This window comes from Micromonospora sp. RTBAU3-60 (genome assembly GCF_054963695.1).
Map to the genome: position 1 here is coordinate 1 of NZ_JBUEGB010000096.1, position 18,734 is coordinate 18,734.

At 70.3% G+C, this 18,734-nt stretch carries 16 protein-coding genes; 9 read left to right on the forward strand and 7 right to left on the reverse strand.

Annotated elements, in window-relative coordinates:
* Positions 1–121: 121 nt before the first annotated feature.
* The 5 genes from ACY34I_RS37430 (at position 122) to ACY34I_RS37450 (ending at position 7,006) form a co-directional block, all read left to right on the forward strand.
* Entirely contained in the window at positions 122–883 is a 762-nt protein-coding gene (locus tag ACY34I_RS37430) for an alpha/beta fold hydrolase (RefSeq protein ID WP_462759897.1), read from the forward strand.
* A gap of 344 nt (positions 884–1,227) precedes the next feature.
* Positions 1,228–1,704 (forward strand): hypothetical protein, encoded by a 477-nt coding sequence (locus ACY34I_RS37435; protein ID WP_462759899.1) that lies wholly within the window; start codon positions 1,228–1,230, stop codon positions 1,702–1,704.
* 49 nt (positions 1,705–1,753) lie between these two features.
* Positions 1,754–3,556, forward strand: a complete 1,803-nt coding sequence (locus tag ACY34I_RS37440; RefSeq protein ID WP_462759900.1) for a glycoside hydrolase family 15 protein — start codon at positions 1,754–1,756, stop codon at positions 3,554–3,556.
* Between the two features lie 86 nt (positions 3,557–3,642).
* Entirely contained in the window at positions 3,643–4,203 is a 561-nt protein-coding gene (locus tag ACY34I_RS37445) for a DUF3592 domain-containing protein (protein ID WP_462759901.1), read from the forward strand.
* 322 nt (positions 4,204–4,525) lie between these two features.
* The gene (locus tag ACY34I_RS37450; RefSeq protein WP_462759902.1) at positions 4,526–7,006 is read left to right on the forward strand and encodes a M14 family metallopeptidase; all 2,481 of its coding nucleotides are present in this window, start codon (positions 4,526–4,528) and stop codon (positions 7,004–7,006) included.
* 90 nt (positions 7,007–7,096) lie between these two features.
* On the opposite strand, the gene ACY34I_RS37455 is transcribed toward ACY34I_RS37450, so the two are convergent.
* Both ACY34I_RS37455 and ACY34I_RS37460 read right to left on the reverse strand, forming a co-directional pair.
* Positions 7,097–7,663, reverse strand: a complete 567-nt coding sequence (locus ACY34I_RS37455) for an N-acetyltransferase family protein (protein WP_462759903.1) — start codon at positions 7,661–7,663, stop codon at positions 7,097–7,099.
* A gap of 54 nt (positions 7,664–7,717) precedes the next feature.
* Positions 7,718–8,404, reverse strand: a complete 687-nt coding sequence (locus ACY34I_RS37460; RefSeq protein ID WP_462759904.1) for an alpha/beta fold hydrolase — start codon at positions 8,402–8,404, stop codon at positions 7,718–7,720.
* A 99-nt stretch (positions 8,405–8,503) separates the two neighbouring features.
* Here ACY34I_RS37460 and ACY34I_RS37465 point away from each other — a divergent pair, with 99 nt between their 5' ends.
* Entirely contained in the window at positions 8,504–9,511 is a 1,008-nt protein-coding gene (locus ACY34I_RS37465; protein WP_462759905.1) for a helix-turn-helix transcriptional regulator, read from the forward strand.
* 295 nt (positions 9,512–9,806) lie between these two features.
* Here the strand turns inward: ACY34I_RS37465 and ACY34I_RS37470 are convergent, their stop codons facing one another.
* The 5 genes from ACY34I_RS37470 to ACY34I_RS37490 all read right to left on the reverse strand — a co-directional run bounded on the left by ACY34I_RS37470 (position 9,807) and on the right by ACY34I_RS37490 (position 16,948).
* Positions 9,807–10,820 carry an ABC transporter permease gene (locus ACY34I_RS37470; RefSeq protein ID WP_462759906.1) on the reverse strand — a complete coding sequence of 338 codons (1,014 nt, stop codon included), beginning with the start codon at positions 10,818–10,820 and terminating at the stop codon, positions 9,807–9,809.
* Complete coding sequence (locus ACY34I_RS37475) at positions 10,817–11,779, reverse strand: ABC transporter permease (protein ID WP_148797674.1); 963 nt, start codon at positions 11,777–11,779, stop codon at positions 10,817–10,819. The genes ACY34I_RS37470 and ACY34I_RS37475 overlap by 4 nt, the downstream gene beginning before the upstream one ends.
* The gene (locus ACY34I_RS37480; protein WP_462759907.1) at positions 11,772–13,298 is read right to left on the reverse strand and encodes a sugar ABC transporter ATP-binding protein; all 1,527 of its coding nucleotides are present in this window, start codon (positions 13,296–13,298) and stop codon (positions 11,772–11,774) included. Before ACY34I_RS37480 ends, ACY34I_RS37475 begins: the two co-directional genes overlap by 8 nt.
* A complete protein-coding gene (locus tag ACY34I_RS37485) occupies positions 13,298–14,365 on the reverse strand; it encodes an ABC transporter substrate-binding protein (RefSeq protein WP_462759908.1) in 1,068 nt (355 codons plus the stop codon). The genes ACY34I_RS37480 and ACY34I_RS37485 overlap by 1 nt, the downstream gene beginning before the upstream one ends.
* A gap of 102 nt (positions 14,366–14,467) precedes the next feature.
* Positions 14,468–16,948, reverse strand: coding sequence for a LamG-like jellyroll fold domain-containing protein (locus ACY34I_RS37490; protein WP_462759909.1), 2,481 nt, complete (start codon positions 16,946–16,948; stop codon positions 14,468–14,470).
* A 260-nt stretch (positions 16,949–17,208) separates the two neighbouring features.
* On the opposite strand from ACY34I_RS37490, the gene ACY34I_RS37495 reads away from it, so the two are divergent.
* From ACY34I_RS37495 to ACY34I_RS37505, 3 genes are all read left to right on the forward strand, one after another.
* Complete coding sequence (locus tag ACY34I_RS37495) at positions 17,209–18,045, forward strand: DeoR/GlpR family DNA-binding transcription regulator (protein WP_462759910.1); 837 nt, start codon at positions 17,209–17,211, stop codon at positions 18,043–18,045.
* Between the two features lie 108 nt (positions 18,046–18,153).
* Positions 18,154–18,294, forward strand: coding sequence for a hypothetical protein (locus ACY34I_RS37500; protein WP_462759911.1), 141 nt, complete (start codon positions 18,154–18,156; stop codon positions 18,292–18,294).
* Positions 18,291–18,734, forward strand: a 444-nt coding sequence (locus tag ACY34I_RS37505; RefSeq protein ID WP_462759912.1) for a hypothetical protein, incomplete at its 3' end; no start/stop codon positions are given. The genes ACY34I_RS37500 and ACY34I_RS37505, both read left to right, overlap by 4 nt.

Here is an 18,734-nt window from a genome sequence, read left to right on the forward strand (position 1 = left end):
GGGAAAATCCTCCCGGAAAGGCAATCGGCGATGAAACAGGAAACCTCACGGGCGACCGTGAGAATCCCGGCCAATCAGGGCCGGGAGGATGTCAAGCCTGCTAGCGCGGGTACCCAGCGTCATGCCCGAGTTCCCGCGCGACGTCACCACGTCATACCACGACGGGGTGCTGGGCCGGATGCGAACCCGGGCAGTCGGCGTCCCGCGAACCGGCGTGCCGCAGGTCGTCCTCGTGCAAGGCATGGCGGTGGCCGACTACCTGTTGCCGGGACTGGCGGCGTTCGGCAGGTGGACGCGCGCGCATCTGGTGGAGCTGCCCGGGTTCGGCGGCAGCGGCGAGCCGCCGCACGAACTGTCGGTGCCGGAGTTCGCTTACGCCGTGGCGGACTGGCTGACCACCCGACAACCGGACCGCGTGATCCTGGCGGGGCACTCCAGCGGCACCCAGGTCGCCGCCGAAGCCGCCGTGGGCGATCCCCGGGTGGCCGGGCTGGTACTGGCCAGCCCCACTGTCGACCCGGTCGCCCGCGGTCCCGTACGCCTGCTCGTCCGGTGGCAGCTCGACGGCCGGCACGAACCTCCCGGCCTGACCGACTCGCACTGGCCGGAGTGGAAGCGGGCCGGGCTGCGCCGGCTGGTGCATCTGGTACGGGCTCATCTTCGTCACGACATGGAGCAGCCGGTGGCGCGGCTGACGGTCCCGCTGCTGGTCCTGCGAGGCGAAGAGGACCGGCTCAGCACCCGCCGGTGGGCGCGGCACCTGACCGAGATGGTGCCCGATGGCCGGTACGCGGAAGTACCCGGTGCCCACACGTTCCCCTGGCTTGACCCGCAGGCCTGGTCGGAGCCGGTGCGCAGGCTCGCCGAGGCAGCGCGATCATGAGGCCCGGCGGGCCCGGTGCACCTCAGCAAGCGGGCCAGCGTCCCGGGTCCGGTGGCTTATGGTGAGATCCGGGGCCGCCACTGTGGTCCATGCTGGTGCGCGGCGGGCACCCCGATCAGAGCCGTAGGGCCTTCACGTTGTCCGGCCGGAGGATGGACCGATGACCGAGCGACCGCCGAGCCGCGGGGCGACGACCCGGAACCGCTGTTCGGCGGGCCAGACCCGGTCAGTTGCGCCGCTGGCTGGCGCCGGTGTCGACCTGGACGCCGGGAGGCCGGGCGGCGCCCGCGCCGGAGCTCTCGCCGTCCCGACCGTGAACGCCCGCGGCGTCGGCCGCTGCTGAGATGGACTGGGCCGGATGGGCGTTGTTCGGGTTGGTCGCCACGGTGGCGCTCACCGCAGCGTTGATCACTGCTCAACTGGCCGGCCTTACCCGCCTCGACCTTCCCCTGGTGCTCGGGACCCTGGTCACCGAGGATCCCGACCGGGCCCGGGTCTTCGGGTTCTTCATCCACCTCTGCGCCGGTCAGGGCTTCGCCCTCGGCTACGCGGCCACGTTCGCCCTGCTGCACCGCGCCACCTGGTGGATCGGGGCGCTGCTCGGGACCCTGCACGTCGGGATAGCGCTGACGGTGCTCCTGCCGCTGCTTCCGGGTGTCCACCCGCGCATGGCCTCGCAGCGGGCGGGCCTGGCCAGCACGGCCGTGTTGGAGCCACCTGGCGTGTTCGCCCTCAACTACGGCGTCCAGACTCCCGCGGTCGCGGCTGTCGTCCACGTCCTGTACGGGATCGTCCTCGGCCTGCTCCTCCAGGCCGGTTGACCCGCGTCGCGCCTCGGCAGGGAGCGATCTTCATGACTGGTGGCCCGACGTGACGTGGCCTCGGCGCCCAGCGCCGCTCAGCGACTACGGGCTGCTGGGTGACACCCGCACCGCTGCCTTGGTCGCCGGTGACGGCGGGATCGACTGGCTCTGCGTGCCCCGTTTCGACGGCGAGCCCCTGTTCGGCCGGCTCGTCGGGGGCCCGGAGGCGGGAACGTTCCGGGTCGGCCCGGCTCGGCCGGCCACGGTCGTCGACCGGCGTTACCGGCAGCACACGGCCACGCTGGAGACGACCTGGGCGGTGGGCAGGGGACGACTCACCCTCGCCGAGGCCATGGTGGCCGAGATCAGCGGTCGCCTGCTGCCGACGACTCTGCTCGTCCGGCGTCTGTCGGCCGAGGAGGCGTCGGTCGACGCCGTCGTCGAGTTCGACCCCCGCCTCGGCGTACGGCACCGCCGGCCCCGAGTTCAGCACCGGGGCCGGGACCTGGTGTGTGAGTGGGGCGCGAACGCGGTCTCCGTGGGCAGCACACCCGGGCTCACCATCGAGCCGGGTCGGCCTAGCTCGATCATGGTCAGGCCGGGCCATCCGGTCACCCTTGTGCTGGCCGTGGCCCACCGCGAACCGCTGATCCACGTCGAGCCGGCAACGGCCTGGGACCTGCTCATCGAGGACGAGAACCGGTGGCGAGCCTGGACCGCCGAGATCGACGGGTCGCTGCCGTTCCGCGAGCAGGTCGTGCGGAGCCTGCTGACCCTGCGACTGTTGACCTACTCGCCGTCGCAGGCTCCGGTGGCCGCACCCACCACGTCACTGCCCGAGGACCCCGGCGGGATACGGAACTGGGATTACCGCTATGTCTGGCCCCGTGACGCCAGCATCGGCGTCAGTGCCTTCCTCAGCGTCGGCAAACCCGACGAGGCCCATGGCTTCCTCGCCTGGTTGTTGCACGCCAGCCGGCTTCAGCGGCCACGCCTGCCGGCGCTACTCACCCTGCACGGCCGGCACGTTCCGGCGGAACGGGAACTGCCCGGCTGGCCCGGCTATCTCGGCAGCGTGCCGGTACGGATCGGCAACGGCGCCGCCGGCCAGCACCAGCTCGACGGCTACGGCTGGGTGATCGACGCCGCTTGGGCGTTCGCGCAGGCCGGGCAGCGCCTCTACAGCGAGACGTGGCGGGCGGTGCGCGGCTTCGCCGACCTGGTCGCCCGTTGCTGGCAGGAGCCCGACGCCGGCATCTGGGAGGTCCGCGAACCCGATCAGCACGTACATTCCAAGCTCATGGGTTGGCTCGCCCTGGACCGGGCCCTGCGCATCGCCGACACTCACCCGCTGCCGGACCGCCAACGCCGGCGCTGGCAGGAAACCCGGGACGCCATCGCCGCCGAGGTCCGGGCGCACGGCTTCGACCTGACGGCGGCCAGCTACGTCCGCAGCTACGGCTCCCCCGACCTCGACGCGGCCCTGCTCGTCCTGCCGCTGCTCGACCTGGACAGTATCGATTCGCCCCGGGTGCAGGGCACCATCAACGCCATCCGGGACAGGCTCTCCGCCGGCGGCCCGCTCCTCTACCGCTACCCGCCGGGGCGTGACGGCTTCCCCGGCGCCGAAGGCGCGTTCCTGCCCTGTTCGTTCTGGCTCGTGCAGGCCCTCGCCCGCACCGGGCGCCGCGCCGAGGCCGTCGAGCTGTTCCAGACCCTGCTCGACCACGCCAGCCCCCTCGGCCTCTATGCCGAGGAGTTGGACCCCGCGACCGGCGGCCACCTCGGCAACTACCCCCAGACGCTGACCCACGCCGCGCTCGTCCAGGCCGCGCTCGCCATTCGAGACGCCCCCGAGCTGCGATCCTGAGTCCGCGTGGCCGCCGGGAAACGTCCTGGGTGAGCCGGGCCGGTGCCCTCCGCGGCCGGGTTGCGTCCTTACGCCACGATGATCGAGTGTTCAAGCGGCAACTCTCGTCGGCGTGGGTGACCCTCGGCTGCGCCCTGCTGGTCGCCGCCGGCGGCCTGCTGCTCTGGCTACCGTTCCACACCCAGTACGCGCTCGACGACTGGGCGAAGGAACTACGGGCCACCGGGGTGCCGGCGCGAGCCGTCGTCTACGACCAGGTGACCAAGTCCCGCGGCAACCGATCGAGCCCGTCGAGCACCATGTATTTCCGGTACGAGCTGAGCGGCCGGACGTACGAGGAGGAGGTCGCCTGCTTCGAGGTGTGCCGGTCGAGTGGTGACCGGGTGGCGATCTGGGTGAATCCCGCCGACCCGAGCGACTTTGTCACCGACTTCGATCAGCTCAGCGGGCACCGGGGCCGCGTACAGGGCGGGCTGGGCGTCGCCGGGTTCGCGATCCTGGTCGTGGCGGTGCCGATGTTGTTGTCCCGCATCCCGTTCCAGCGCTGGTTCCCTCGGCGTACGCGGCCGCGTCGGCCCGCCGCCTCGGTCGGCGGCAGCGGCCGGTTCACGAGCCGTTCCAAGCACAAGCGGAGCAGCCGGCGCTGACGGGTGGTCGGCAGGTGGACTTCGCCAGGTTCGGGTGGACTGCGTGCGGCGACACCAGGGCTGGCCAGCCAGATGCGCACTGCCGCGTGGCGATGCCTCAAGTAATGCTCAAATCCGGTTCATGCGAGCCGTCGATGCGAAAGATGCACATACGCTCACCGCACCCAGCTCGCTCGCGGCCCTTGTGCACCTCTCACGGCGGTGACCTTTGTCGTACCCAGGATCACCGTGCGCGAGCTCAGCACGACCGTCCTGAACGGACCGCCCAGCACCGCGGCCGGTCCGCACATCAACCAGACGCCACAAGCAGAAGGAGGGGAGAATGCGACGCAGACAGTTGCGCATAGCGCTCTTCGCACTGCCCGCCCTGGTGGGGAGCGTCCTCATGGCGACCGCGCCTGCAGGCGCGGATCCCGCGGGGTCGACCGCCACGGCGGGCTCGGGGCGATCCCACCTTGAGGATTCAGAGTCGGTACGCCTCGTCCGCATCCAGCTGACCGGCGCCGACATGCTGGACAAGGTGGTCGCCGCCGGCTTCGACCTCGAGCACGGTCTCAGGCGCGTGCCGACCGGCATCGAGGGCGAGGCGGTGGTCAGCACCGAGCAGATCGCCGAGCTCAAGGCGATGGGCGTCGAAATCCTCGGCGACGACGAGGGCTTCGCATGGAGCGACGAGGCCGACGGCGGCATCCGAGCCCTGCGCGCGCAGGCCGTCCAGCCGGCCGGCCACGAGGCGACGGTGCGGATCGTCCGCGCCGACTGGTTCACCACGAAGGGCCAGGGCTTCCTGTACGTCGAGGCGCGAACCACGGACGGGCAGCAGACGAACCCGATCGTCACGATGCAGCTCGAGAACGACTCGGGCGCAGGCACGACGTTCGGCTTCGCGCGGACGATGAGCCGGTTCGTCGACTCCGGGCAGTACATGTTCCACCGGAACCTGTTCAAGCTCGACACCCGCCCGAACCAGATCCGGGTCACGAGCTCGAGCGGCGGCGCCACCACCGGCTACGTCTCCAACTGGCTTGAGGACGGCCCGCCGCCGCTGACGGCGAACCCGGGCTACCAGTCGGACTTCATCGACGGCTACAAGCACCCGCAGCAGCTCTACAGCCGCGCCGAGGAGATCGCCCGCCAGTACCCGGACATCGCCGAGATCGTCTACCTGCCGAACAAGACGAACGGCTACCAGCGTAAGGCGCAGGCCACGATCGGCGGCACCGGGCAATCGGCGGTCGTGGTCAGCTCGGCGGCGTGGGGCCACGAGGGTGGCAACGACGTCACCGTCGAGTTCGTGAACCGGCCGGGGGCGAACCTGCCGCTCACGGTCGAGGTGGCGGGCAAGGCGGTGCGGGTCCTTCTTGCCACGGACGCCTCCGGTGCGCTGGCGAGCACGGCCGCCCAGGTGGCGGCGGCGCTGCGGACCCAGTCCCAGGGCCTGATCGACCGGGCACACCCGTACCGGACCAACGCGGGCACCGGCATCGTCGCCGCGACGTCCGGCCCGGTCGCGCTGACCGACTTCCTCGATCAGAAGCGCGCCGGCGCGCCGGAGGGCGAGGTGCCGCGCGGTCCGGCCACGATCCCCGTGCTGCGGATCGGCAAGCACCGCGACGGCAGGAACCCGGGTGTCCTGATCCAGGCGCAGGACCACGCCCGTGAGTGGGTGCCGGCGACGACGTCGCTGGAGGCGGCCGAGCGCTTGGTGCACAACTACAAGTCGGACTGGGAGACGAAGAAGATCGTCGACAACACCGACGTCTTCTTCATCCTGTCGAACAACCCCGACGGGGCGAACTACAGCTTCTACAACTTCGCCTCGCAGCGCCGGAACATGACGAACCACTGCGCGGACGACAACGCCGATCCGGCTCGGCGTAACTCGTGGGGCGTCGACCTGAACCGGAACTACCGGGTCGGGTCGGGCCACGACGGCTATGCGGGCGGGTCGACCAGCTGCGTCAGCGACACCTACCAGGGACCGGAGAAGCTGTCCGAGCCCGAGTCGAAGAACATCATCTGGCTGGTCGAGAAGTACCGGAACATCAAGTTCATGATGTCGGTGCACTCCAACGGCGGCCAGCTGTTCTGGCAGCCGGGCGCCTACATCGCGGACGGGCGGATCACCACGCCGCGCCCGCCGCTGGGTGACGAGGCGTTCTACTGGCAGTCGGCCGCCCGGATCCTGTCGCAGGTCAAGGCGCACCGGCAGACCGTCGTCACGCCGGAGAACGTCGGCGGTTCGTCGGACGTCCTCTACTCCTCCGCCGGCAACGTACGCGAGGACCTGTACCACAACTACGGGATCTACGCCTTCGGCTGGGAGGTCGGCGGCTCGGTCTACAACCCGGCCACCGGCAACTGGCAGGGCGGCTCGTTCCAGCCGGCGTGGGTGGGCAACCCGGAGCTCGTCAGCGGCCACGCCGAGACGATGGAGTACGCCAACGGGCTCATGGAGATGTTCCGGATCGCGGCGGAGTGGGGCAAGGACAACAAGAAGCCGACGTCCACGCTCGTCCCCGGCGGCGGTAAGTACTCCGGGCCCGTCGACGTGCGCTTCGAGACGAGCGAGCCGGCCACCATCTACTACACGACGGACGGCAGCCGGCCCACCCTCGAGTCGCCCCGCTACGCGGCGACCGAGTTCCGTGAGCCGGGACAGGTGTTCCACGTGACCGAGACCACGACGTTCCGCTGGTTCTCGGTCGACAGCGCCGGCAACATCGAGCAGAACTACGACCCGAGCAACAACGACACGCGCAACAACTACCGCACGGCGACGATCACGGTCGCCAAGCAGTAACCCGCCCATCGTGGTCAGTTGCCTCGTCAGTGCGGTTTCGCCCGCACTGACGAGGCAACGGTCGCGCTCGCTGGGAGCGGACGGCCGACGTCACACGGGATCGACAACCCTGCTCACGATCCATGCGTGCTTGCCAACCTGGCGGCCGCGGGTGAATCCGAACTGCTCGAAGAGTTCGACGGTCGCGCTGAACAGGAACCGGCCGGGCGCCTCGCGGCCGGTGGTGACCTCGGAGATGGCCTCGACGAGGCCGCCGCCGGCCTGGGCGATCTGGTCGAGAGCGCCTTCCAGGGCTGCCCGTGCGATGCCCTGACCGCGATGTTTCCGGTCGACGTAGAAGCAGGTGATCCGCCAGTCCGGACGCGGTGGCGCGTCCCTGTCGTACGCCCGCCGGTGCTTGATGCCGGGCAGTTCCTCGGGGCTGCCGTACTGGCACCACCCCTGTGCGGTGCCGTCCTCGTCGAGGACGAGCGCGGCGTGAGCACGGCCGGTCCGGACCCGGTCCTCTTTGACCGCGCGGTGGCTGATCCCCCGCTGGCCGCACTCCGGGTGGTAACCGATGCACCAGCACCCACCGAAGATCCCGTTGTTGCGCTCGACCAGCTTCGCGAATGCGTCCCAGGTCGAGGCGTCCAGGGGTCGGATCGTGTATGCCATCCCTCGCATCCTTCCGCGCGTCTCATCCTCCCGGCTCACGGCCGCGGCGGCAGGTCAGACCTCGGCAGCCGCCGCGGCAAGGAGCCGGGCGAGTTCCTTCGGCTTGCTGACCATGGGCCAGTGGCCGGAGTCGATGTCGACGAAGTCGAGGTGCCTGGCCTTTGCCAGTTCGGGCACGTCGCCGGCGTCGATCCACTCCTTGGCCTGGGCTGGTGTGAACTCCGGGCACACGAGCACGACCGGGACGTCGAAGCGTCGCTCGTCGGCCAGGCGCACCACCCCCCTGGCCACCCCCTCCGGTACGGGAATCGCGGCGGACGCGATGCTCCGCCGGGCCGCCTCGTCGAGGTCCGCAGAGTCCGGTCCCTCGAATGGGCCCCAGCCGGGGAAGGGCATGACGCCATCCTTCAGCTCGAAGAAGTCGGCGTAGCGCTCCCCGTCGGCGGACGGGAAGCCACCGATGAGAGCGACTTTGGCAATCTGTTCCGGTCGCGCGTCAGCGGCCAGCCAGGCCAGGGTGCAGGCGGCGGAATGCCCCACCACCATGGGCTTTCCGGATGCCGAGTCCACGGCGGCGAGGACCGCTGCCACCTGGTCGTCGAGCGAGGCGGACGCGGATCCGTCACCCTGACCCGGGAGGGTGAGCGGTACGGGGCGATGGCCGAGCGGCTCGAGTGCGGACACCACCTCGTCCCAGGCGGAGCCGTCGAGCCACAGGCCGGCGATGAGCAAAATATCCATGATCAGTTTCCTTTTCCCGCGGTGGTCATGGGCATCACGCTAGGGCCAGTTCCGGACGATCTACTTCCGGTTCATTTCGTGGCGACCTAGTCTGCTCGGGTGCCGACCGATCTCAGCCCCACCGCACGGGCGCTGCGTGCCCTCGAGATCCTGCAGGCCCGCCCCGGCACGACGGCCGACCAGCTCGCCGAGAGACTCGGTGTCACGGAGCGGGCCGCGCGCCGGTATGTCGGGATCCTCCGGGAGGCCGGCATCCCCGTCGAGTCAGCCCGGGGGCCCCATGGCGGGTACCGGCTTCGGCGCGGGACGCGGCTGCCTCCGGTGGTCTTCACGCAGGCCGAGGCGCTTGGCCTGGTCATGGCGGTGCTCGACGGCCAGCCGGCGGCCGCCGATGTCGACGATCCTGTGGGTGCTGCCCTGGGCAAGGTCATCCAGGCCCTGCCCGAGGGCGTCGGCCGGCAGGCGGCCGCACTGCGAGAGCATGCGTCAGCTGCGCCCGACCGGCGCTCGGCCCGTCCAGATCCCACCCTGACCAGCTCACTCGTCGCGGCCGGCGCGGCCCGACGTCGCGTGCTGGTCACGTACCGGAGCGAGACCGGCAACGAGTGGGACGCGGAGGTGGACCCCTGGGCGGTCGTCGTCCGCCACGGGCGCTGGTATCTCCTGTGCCATTCCCATCGGGTGGACGCGATCCGCACCTACCGGGTCGACCGGATTTGCGGAGTCCGGCAGACCGCGCACGAGTTCGAGCCCCCCGACGGCCTCGACCCGGTCGCCGCACTGGAGGAGCACCTGGGCATCGGGTGGGAGTTCCCCACCCACGTGGTGTTCGATGCCCCGCTGGCTGAGGTGGCCCCGTGGATCCGGCCGCCCATGGGACGGCTCGAACCATCAGGAGACGGGTGCGTGCTCGTGGGCAGCACGAGCAATCCGGCCATGTACGCGCAGGAGTGGCTGGCGGGTGTGCCGTTCGCCTTCCGCGTCGTCGGCGGACCAGAACTCCGTGCCGCGGTCGCGGCGCTCGCGACGCGTTTCGCTGCCGCCCTGGCGAACCGGCCCTCGGCGGCGCCGGCGAATCCCGGCGAGGCAGGGCACACCGATCGATGAGTTAGCGGCCCGATCGCCTGGCGTTTCTGTACGAACAGCTTCAGATGCCCACCGGCACCGCCGAGTCAGTTGATGTTCACCAATCCCTAGCATCGATGGCCATGAAGCTACGGATCGTCCTCGCGTTGGCCGCACTCGCCACTCTGCTCTACACCGTCGGCGCCCCACACCAACACGGCGGCTGATGCGGCACCCCGCAGCGGCCACCTGACTGACGGACCTCCCGGTAGATCCACCGCGGGCGGCTGCCCTCGACTCGCCCGGTCGCGGCCGGTGGGCGATCGGGAAGCAGCCCTCAGGACAGCCGCTGCGCCCGGTGCAGGATCCGCTGCATGACCACCACCAGCGCGAGGAACGCGCCGCTGACGACCTGCTGGAACGACGAGGTGAGCACGCCGATCTGGTTGATCAGGCTCTGGATGACGCCGAGCAGCAGCACCCCCGCCATCGTGCCAGTGAGCCCGCCGGCGCCGCCGGTGAGCAGCGTGCCGCCGATGACCACGGCGGCGATGACGTCGAGTTCCATGCCGGCGCCGAGGATGGTGACGCCGGAGGACAGGCGGGCGGCGTTGAGCGCCCCGGCCAACCCGGCCAGCAATCCGGAGATGAGATAGACGACAACCTTGACTCGGGTGACCGGCACGCCCATGAGCACCGCGGCCTCTTCGCTGCCGCCGATGGCGTAGACGTTCTGTCCGAAGCTGGTGCGTTGCAGCAGCACCCCGCCCAGCAGGACCAGCCCCAGCGTGATCCAGACCGGCACGGTGAGGCCGAGGATGGACGTCTGGCCCAGCGCGCTGAAGGCGTCGTTCTGCACCAGGTAGGTGTTCGCCCCTTCGCCGGAGACCGCGAGCATGAGGCCACGCATACCGAGCAGGCCGGCCAGGGTCACGATGAACGGCGCCATGCCGGTGCGCGCCACGATCAGCCCTTGCACCAGCCCGATCGCGCCACACACGGCGAGGGGCAGCAGGAGCGCGACGAGCAGCCCGTACCGGGAGCCGTAGGCGGCCAGCACCCCGGCGAGCACGAAGGACGAGCCGACGGAGAGGTCGATCCCGCCGCTGATGATGACGAAGGTCATCCCGATCGCGACGATGGCCAGGAACGACGAGGACACGACGATGTTCGCGGCGTTCTGTGGGGTGGCGAACGAGTCGAAGGCGACGGCCCCGACCACGACGGTGACCGCCAGCACCATGAGCGCGCCGTGGTGCTGGAGGAGATGGCCGATACGTTCGCGGCGCAGCCCGCCCGGCCGGCGCCGCGCGTCGGCGCTGGTGTCCGCGCCGGCGATGGTGGTGGTCATGCGCGCCTCCCTCGGGCGGCGTAGACGGCGGCCAGGATGATGACCGCCTGGACCATCTGGGTCCAGGACTGCGGCAGGTTGTGCTTGATGAGTGTGGCCTGGAGGAGCTGGATGAGCAGGGCGCCCATCACGGTGCCGAGCACGCGGACCCGGCCGCCGGTGAGCGGGGTGCCGCCGACGACCACGGCGGTGATCGCGGACAGTTCCATGAGCAGGCCCAGTGAGGTGGGGTCGCTGGCTTGCAGGCGGGACGTGGCCAGCACGCCGGCCACCGCGGCGAGCAGGCCGGAGATGAGGTAGACGGTGACCAGGACGCGTCGTACCGGCAGGCCGGACAGCCGGCTCGCGGCCCGGTTGCCACCGACGGCCACCAGTTGGCGGCCCAGGGTGGTGCGCTTGACCAGGAACCCGATCAGTACGGTGAGCGCCGCCGCGATGATGACCACGAGCGGCAGGCCGAGCACGGACCGGCTGCCGAGGGTGATCAGCGTGGGGTTGCGGAACTCGGTGAGCTGCGGCACCAGCACGTTCGCCAGGCCACGTACGCCTACCAGCAGGGCCAGCGTCGCCACGATGGGCTGCACCCCCACGTACGCCACCAGCGCGCCGCCGCCGGCGCCGATGGCGGCGCCGGCGATCAGGGCCGCGACGATCGCGACCGGAGCGCCGTACCCGAGGTAGAGCACCACCATCGCCGAGGCGAGCGCCATCACCGAACCGACGGACAGGTCGATGCCCTCGGTGCCGATCACCAGCGCCATGCCGAGCGAGGTGATCACGACGGGGGCCACCTGGATCAGCTGGGTCCGGAAGTTCGCCACTTCCAGGAAGTGCGGCGTGAACACCACGTTGAAGAGCAGGAGCGCGAGCACCGACGCGTAGACGCCGTACTCCTGCAGCCACGCGAGCAGTCCTGCCCGCCCGCCCCAGGCGCGCGGTGCGACCGCGATCTCAGCCATCGGTCTCTCCTGTCGCGGCAATCGTTGCCATGATCGCTTGTTCCGTGACCTGGCCGCCGCTCAGCTCGCCCGCGACCGCGCCGTCGCGCAGGACCACGACGCGGTCCGCCCCTTCGACGAGTTCCTCCAGGTCGGAGGAGATCAGCAGCACCCCGAGCCCTTCGGCTGCCAGTTCGTCGATGAGTGCCTGCACCTCGGCCTTGGCCCCGACGTCGATGCCCCGGGTCGGTTCGTCGAGCAGCAGCACCTTCGCGCCGGTGGCCAGCGACCGGGCCAGCAGGACCTTCTGCTGGTTGCCGCCGGACAGCTCGGAGACTTTCTGGTGGGGGGAGGCGGCCTTGATGCGCAGCCGCCGCATGAAGGTGTCGACGATCCGGTCGACCCGGGCGTCGGACACCACTCCGGACCAGGACAGCTGGGGCAGGGCGGCCAGCGCGATGTTGTCCCGTACCGACAGGGTCGGCACGATGCCCTCGACCTTGCGGTCCTCGGGGACGAGGCTGACGCCGGCCCGGATCGCCGCCGCCGGCGAGCCGCGGCGCACCTCCTGCCCGGCCACCAGCACCGTGCCGCCGTCGACCGGGAGGGCACCGGCGATCGCTTTGGCCGTCTCGCTGCGCCCGGCGCCCAGCAGCCCGCCCAGGCCCACCACCTCGCCGGGGCGGACCTGCACCGACACATCACGCAGGTCGGGTCGGCGGGACAACGAGCGGGCCTCCACCAGCGGCCCGCTGGCGGCGGTGGTGTGCTCGCCGGAGAACTTCGTCGCGCCTTCCCGCCTGATCTCGGCGGGATCGCGGCCGAGCATCAGCGCGACGAGATCCACCCGCGGGAGCTCGTCGAGCGGCCCGGTGTGCGCCACCCTGCCGTCGCGCAGCACGGTGACCCGGTCGCAGATCCGGTACAGCTCGTCGAGGCGGTGGCTCACGTAGATCAGCGAGATGCCCTGGGCTCGCAGGTCGGCGATGACGCCGAAGAGGGTGTCCACCTCCCGCGGTTCCAGAGCCGAGGTCGGCTCGTCCATGATGACCACGCGGGCCTCGATGGAGACCGCGCGGGCGAGTGCCACCATCTGCTGGGTGCCCATGCCGAGCGAGCGCAGCGGCCGGCGCACGTCGGCCCGGATGCCGTACCGGGTCATCACACGCTCGGCCTCGGCGTACAGCTGCGTCATGTCGATGACCCCGAGCCGGCTGCGCGGTTCCCGCCCGAGCAGCAGGTTGTGCGCGAGGCTCATCTGTGGGACGAGGTTGACCTCCTGGTAGATGGTCGAGATCCCGGCCCGTTGGGCGGCGAGGGGGTTGTCGAAGGTGACCGGTTCGCCGCCCAGCAGCAGCGTCCCCCGGTCCGGCCGGTACACGCCGGTGAGGACCTTGATGAGGGTGGACTTGCCGGCGCCGTTCTCGCCGACCAGGGCGTGCACCTGCCCCGCGTCCAGCCGGAAGGACACGTCGTCGAGGGCGAGGACCCCGGGGAATCCCTTCGAGATTCCCCGGGCCTCCAGAACCGCGGTCGCCATCAGTACGCGTTTCCCAGGCTCTCCTTGGCGTTCGCCGTCGTGTACTCCCGGTCACTGATGATCACCGTGGCGGGGATCGGTTCCCCGTCCAGGAACTTCTGTGCGGTGGAGAAGGCGAGCGGTCCGAAGCGCGGGTTCGACTCGACGACCGCGGACAGCCAGCCGTCGACGATGCCCTGCACGGCGGCGCGGGTGCCGTCCACCGACACGATCTTGACCTGGCCGGGCGACTTCCCTGCCCCCTTGAGCGCCGTCACCGCCCCGAGCGCCATCTCGTCGTTCTCCGCGTAGATGCCCTTGGTGCCGGGGCGGGACTGGATCAGCTGCTCGGTGACCTGCTGGCCCTTCTCCCGGGTGAACTCGCCGGTCTGCTCGAAGGAGATGGTGATGCCCGGCGCCTTCTCCTGGATCCGGTCCTTGAAACCCTTGGTCCGGTCGGTGGTGACGTTGTTGCCGGGCGCGCCGAGCAGGATGGCGACCTCACCCTGGCCGCCGAGGGACTGGATCATCTGGTCGGCCGCCCGCTTGCCCTGCTCATAGAAGTCCGACCCGATGAAGGTGAGGTAGTCGGTGCACGGCTGGGCGTTGATCTTGCGGTCGATGGTGATGATCGGGACCTTCTTCTCCGCTGCCTGCCGCAGCACCGGCTCCCAGCCGTCGGAGTTCAACGGCGCGATGACCAGCAGCTTGGCGCCCTGCGCGATGAGCTGCTGCACGTCGGAGATCTGCTTGGAGAACTGGGACTGCGCGTTGGTGACCCGCAGGTTGGCGATGCCGAGCTTGCCGGCTTCGTCCTTGATGGACTTGGTCTCGGCGATACGGAACGGGTTGGCTTCCTTCTCCGACTGGGAGAAGCCGACCACGTCCTTCTTGACGTCGAACTTCTGCCCACCGAAGCTCTGCAGGGTGCAGGTCGGGCCGGTGGCGCCCGTGCTCTGCACGACCTGCTGGCCCGCGCTGCCGACCGGTGCGGGCGTGTCGCCGCTGTCCTCACTCTTGGCGCACGCAGCGGTGGCGAGCAGGGCCGCCAGCGTGACCGCTGCCGCCAATCCGGATGTCCTGGGCATGGGGTTTCCTTTCCCGAGGCGGTTCTCACTCAGGGGGTGGAGCGGGGGCGGTCGCCGCCGCGGTGGGCACCGCGGCGGCGACGGCGAGGAGGCGTCGTCGCCTCAGCCTCCGGAGGTGTACAGCTGGCCGACCTCGGCGGCCGACAGGGCGCGGTCGTAGACGTGCACCTGGTCGATCGCGCCGCGCCAGTAGTCGACTGGGCCGCCGTTGAACCTGGCCCGCCCGATGACGGTCGGTCCGCTGGACGCCTCGCCCAGGCAGGAGCTGGCCGTGCCGGCCTGCTGCCCGTCGACGTAGAGCGTCAGCGTGCCGGCGGCGGCATCGCGCACGCCGACCAGGTGGTACCAGCGGCCGGTCTCGGGTGCGGTCGGCGCGAGCGCCCGGACCCCGGCGAAGCTGAACGCGAACCGGTTGTCGGCACCCGAGTACTGCAGGAAGAAGGCGCTGTGGCTGCCGCCGTCCTGGCTCACCGCGGTGGCGAACCCGCCGAGGCTGTCCAGCTTGACCCAGGCCGACGCGGTGTAGTTGCCGGTGGTGTCGAGGATCGCGGTGCCGGTGTCGACGTACTGGTTCACGCCGTTGAGGTGCACCGCGGCGCCGGAGTGGCCGGTGGTCCACGTCGCGCCGTTCACCAGCGTCCCGTCGTGGTTGCCGGCCTTGTCGTCGGTCACCGTGCCGGCGCCCTCGTCCAGCGGCCACCAGCCGACCCCGGTCAGCCCGGGCGTGCCCGGCGGCAGCTGCGGGGCGTTCGCCCCGGTGCCGTCAACGGAGCGGACGATGGCCCGGTTGACGTCCCGGACCTGGTCGAAGTCCATCTTCTGGACCTGCCGGTCGTAGGTGTAGAACCCGTTTACCTCGTGCTCCACGTCGGTGGTCTGGGTGTAGACGGCGCCGGAGAGCCCGCACCGGTTGGCCACGGTCAGCAGGTCACGTTGGTTCTCCACGTAGCGCCGGGTCAGCGTGGCGCTGTCCGGCGTCATCTCGTAGGCGTGGCCGTCGCCGAACCACATGTGGCCGTCGACCTCCAGCCCGAAGCCGCCGTGCTCGCCGTCCACCGCGACGCGGTCCCCGCTGGGCACCGGCGAGGCGGGGCCAACGTACTGGTGGAAGTCGATGATGTCGCCGCGGCCCGAATCACCCTTGGAGGCGCAGCAGTTCACGCCGCTGTGCGCGTTGACCAGCCTGCTCGGGTCCTGGGCGCGCAGCTCGTCGGCGATCCGGCCGGTCGCCGTGCGGTCCCACTCGCCCCAGCCCTCGTTGAACGGCACCCAGACCGTGATCGAGGTCCAGCTCTGGTGCTCGTCGACGATCTCCTTGAGCTGCCGCTCGAACTCCCGCTGCGCGTCGACCGGTGGGACACCGCCGGTACGCATGGCCGGCATGTCCTGCCACACCATGAGGCCGAGCCGGTCGGCCCAGTAGTACCAGCGGTCCGGCTCCACCTTGATGTGCTTGCGGATCGTGTTGAAACCGAGCCGCTTGGTCTCGGCGATGTCGAAGCGCAGCGCCTCGTCGGTCGGCGCCGTGTGGATGCCGTCCGGCCAGAAGCCCTGGTCGAGGGTGGACATGTTGAACAGGATCTTGCCGTTGAGGGCCAGGTGAAGCTTGCCGTCGGCGCCCTTGACCTTGCTCACCTCACGCATGCCGAAGTAGGACTCGACCCGGTCGGTCTCCTTCGGGCCGTCCAGCACCCGCACCTTCAGGTCATAGAGGTACGGCGAGTCGGGCGACCACAGCTGCGGGTTCGGCACCGGGACGCGCAGCTCGGCGCCGGCCGGCCCGGACACCCGGCCGACGGGCTTGTTGCCGGCGTACGCGACGGCCTCGACCGTACGACCGCTGCCGCCGGCGACCTGCGCGGTGAGCCGGAGGCTGGCGTCGTCGACGTCCGGCGTCATCCGCAACCGCTCGACGTGGCTCGCCGACACCGGCTCCATCCATACGCTCTGCCAGATCCCGGACGACGAGGTGTAGAAGATGCCGCGGTCGGGCACGTTGCGCTGCTTGCCGACCGGCTGCCAGGTCTGGTCGGTGCGGTCCTCGACGCCGACCACCAGCTCCTGGGCGCCCCGGCCGCGCAGGGCGTCGGTGACATCGACGCTGAAGCCGTCGTAGCCGCCGCGGTGGGTGGCGACCTTGACGCCGTTGACCCAGACCGTGGCGTCGTAGTCGACGGCGCCGAAGTTGAGCCGCAGCCGCTGGTCGCCGCCGATCCGCCAGTTCGCCGGCACGTCGAACGAGCGCCGGTACCACATCCGGTCCTCGTGCCGCTGGATGCCGGACAAGGCCGACTCGATCGGGTACGGCACGAGCACCCGCTCGCTGAGCTGTTCGCCGATCGGTGGCGCTTCGCCTTCCTGCGCCCCCGCGAACTGCCAGACCCCGTTGAGGGTCTCCCACCTCTTGCGGACCAACTGAGGACGGGGGTAGTCGGGAAGCGCGTTGTCCGGCGACACCTGGCCGGTCCACGGCGTGGCGATCGGTGGTGTGCCCGGATGCCAGGTCGCCTCGGCGTGCGCGACCCCGGGCACGCCGCCGAGCACGCAGGCCGCGGCGACCAGCGCGATAGCTGCTCTTCTCATCGTTCAGGGCCCCTTTCTCACGAACTCGGGCGTGAGAGGGCAAGCCGGAGCGCCCGGGCACCGGGCCGGAGGTGAGCCGGCCGGACCGGGTGGCGACCTGCCTGAAATCGTTGGGAAACAATCAATCATCGTCACGATCTCAAGTCAATACTATTCGATCAGATCCGATCAGAAACGATCCGGGAGCGCTCTCACCAGGCGCGAGAGCGGTGCAGAGTACGATCAGAACCAGGCCGACCCGATCACGAAGAGAGGACAACGTGGCACCTGGCGACGACTCCCGGACGGCGACCGAGGGCCGGCGGACCATGTTCGCCGCCGAACGCCGGCAACGCATCCTCGAACTGATGCACGCCAACGGCGCGGTCTCGCTACGGGACATCGCCCAGGCCGTGCAGTCCTCCGAAGTCACCGTCCGACGTGACCTGCGGATCCTGGAGGCCGACGGACTGCTCAACCGCCACCACGGCGGCGCCACCCTGCCCGGCGCGCTGGCCACCCTGCCCGGCGCACTGTCCCGCGAACCCACCTACGCCCAGAAGGCCCAGGTCGCCGCCGCCGAGAAGGCCGCCATCGCCGAACTCGCCGCCTCGCTCGTCGAGGACGGCGACGCCATCGTCGTCGGCGCCGGCACCACCACCCAACTCTTCGCCCAGCAGCTCACCCGGTACGCCGAGCTGGCCGTCGTGACCAACTCACTGCTGGTGGCCCAGGCGCTCGCCAACGCGCCACGGGTCGAGGTCGTCCTCACCGGCGGCACGCTGCGCGGCGCCATCCTCGCGCTGGTCGGCAGCGCCGCCGAGCGCTCACTCGCCGGCCTGCGGGTCCGCCGGGCCTTCATCTCCGGCAACGGCCTCACCGCCGAACGCGGCGTCTCCACGCCGAACATGCAGGTCGCCAGCGTCGACCGGGCCCTCGCCGCGGCGGCCGAGGAGATCGTCGTTCTCGCCGACCACACCAAGATCGGAGTCGACACCATGGTGCAGACCGTCCCCACGGACGAGATCGATCACCTCGTGACCGACGACGCCGCCCCCCGCGACGTGCTCGACGAACTGGCCAACCGGGCCGTCCGGCTGCACGTCGCCAGGCCCTGACGTCTTTACCTTTCCACCCGCCGTGCGCAATCATTCGCCTCAGCCGGCTCGCCGGCCACCGCGACTGGTGGTTGCTTTCCGTTCTAAAGCTGTCGACGATTGACTGTCGTGGGTAGCGTGTATCAGATCGGCGAGTTTGCCAAGTGGGTGGGCCGCTCGCTGAGCACCTTCGCTGGCCAGCTGGACGGTCTGCGCCGCTACGAGAAGGAGCTGAAGACGGCGGACCTGACCATGGAGAGTGACCGGTGAAGGTCACACGCATCGCCTGCTCGGCCCGACTCAACCCAGGTAAGTACGCCGCCCTGGCGGAGCAGGCCCGCCGTTTGGGCCGGGTGCGCAGCGAGGTGTGGCAGCGCTACGGCTCGATCAAGGGCGTCGGGTCCGGGTTGAGGGACCGGCAGGTGCGCGACCGGTGGCTGGCCGACGGCACACACGCGTTGTTTGGCGTGTTGGCGAATGCGTGGAAGGAAACCGTCCGCGACGCCATGGCCGACATCGCCGCGAACCTGGAGGCAGCGAAGGTCGAGGTCCGGCGGGCGATCAGCCGACGCACGAGCGATCCGGCCGAACGCAAGCGAATGCTCACCGCGCTAAAGGCCAACCAATGGGCCGACGATCCGTTCCTCGCTCGGCAGATGCGCAAGCACTGGAAACGTGGCCACAACCATACCCACGATCAGATCGTGGTA

Excerpts from the sequence above, each read along its gene's own strand:
- ACY34I_RS37485 (WP_462759908.1), bottom strand. The coding sequence starts at position 14,365 with ATGCCCAGGACATCCGGATTGGCGGCAGCGGTCACGCTGGCGGCCCTG.
- ACY34I_RS37430 (WP_462759897.1), top strand. The coding sequence starts at position 122 with ATGCCCGAGTTCCCGCGCGACGTCACCACGTCATACCACGACGGGGTG.
- ACY34I_RS37475 (WP_148797674.1), bottom strand. The coding sequence starts at position 11,779 with ATGGCTGAGATCGCGGTCGCACCGCGCGCCTGGGGCGGGCGGGCAGGA.
- ACY34I_RS37470 (WP_462759906.1), bottom strand. The coding sequence starts at position 10,820 with ATGACCACCACCATCGCCGGCGCGGACACCAGCGCCGACGCGCGGCGC.
- ACY34I_RS37460 (WP_462759904.1), bottom strand. The coding sequence starts at position 8,404 with ATGGATATTTTGCTCATCGCCGGCCTGTGGCTCGACGGCTCCGCCTGG.
- ACY34I_RS37490 (WP_462759909.1), bottom strand. The coding sequence starts at position 16,948 with ATGAGAAGAGCAGCTATCGCGCTGGTCGCCGCGGCCTGCGTGCTCGGC.
- ACY34I_RS37455 (WP_462759903.1), bottom strand. The coding sequence starts at position 7,663 with ATGGCATACACGATCCGACCCCTGGACGCCTCGACCTGGGACGCATTC.
- ACY34I_RS37435 (WP_462759899.1), top strand. The coding sequence starts at position 1,228 with ATGGACTGGGCCGGATGGGCGTTGTTCGGGTTGGTCGCCACGGTGGCG.
- ACY34I_RS37480 (WP_462759907.1), bottom strand. The coding sequence starts at position 13,298 with ATGGCGACCGCGGTTCTGGAGGCCCGGGGAATCTCGAAGGGATTCCCC.
- ACY34I_RS37450 (WP_462759902.1), top strand. The coding sequence starts at position 4,526 with ATGCGACGCAGACAGTTGCGCATAGCGCTCTTCGCACTGCCCGCCCTG.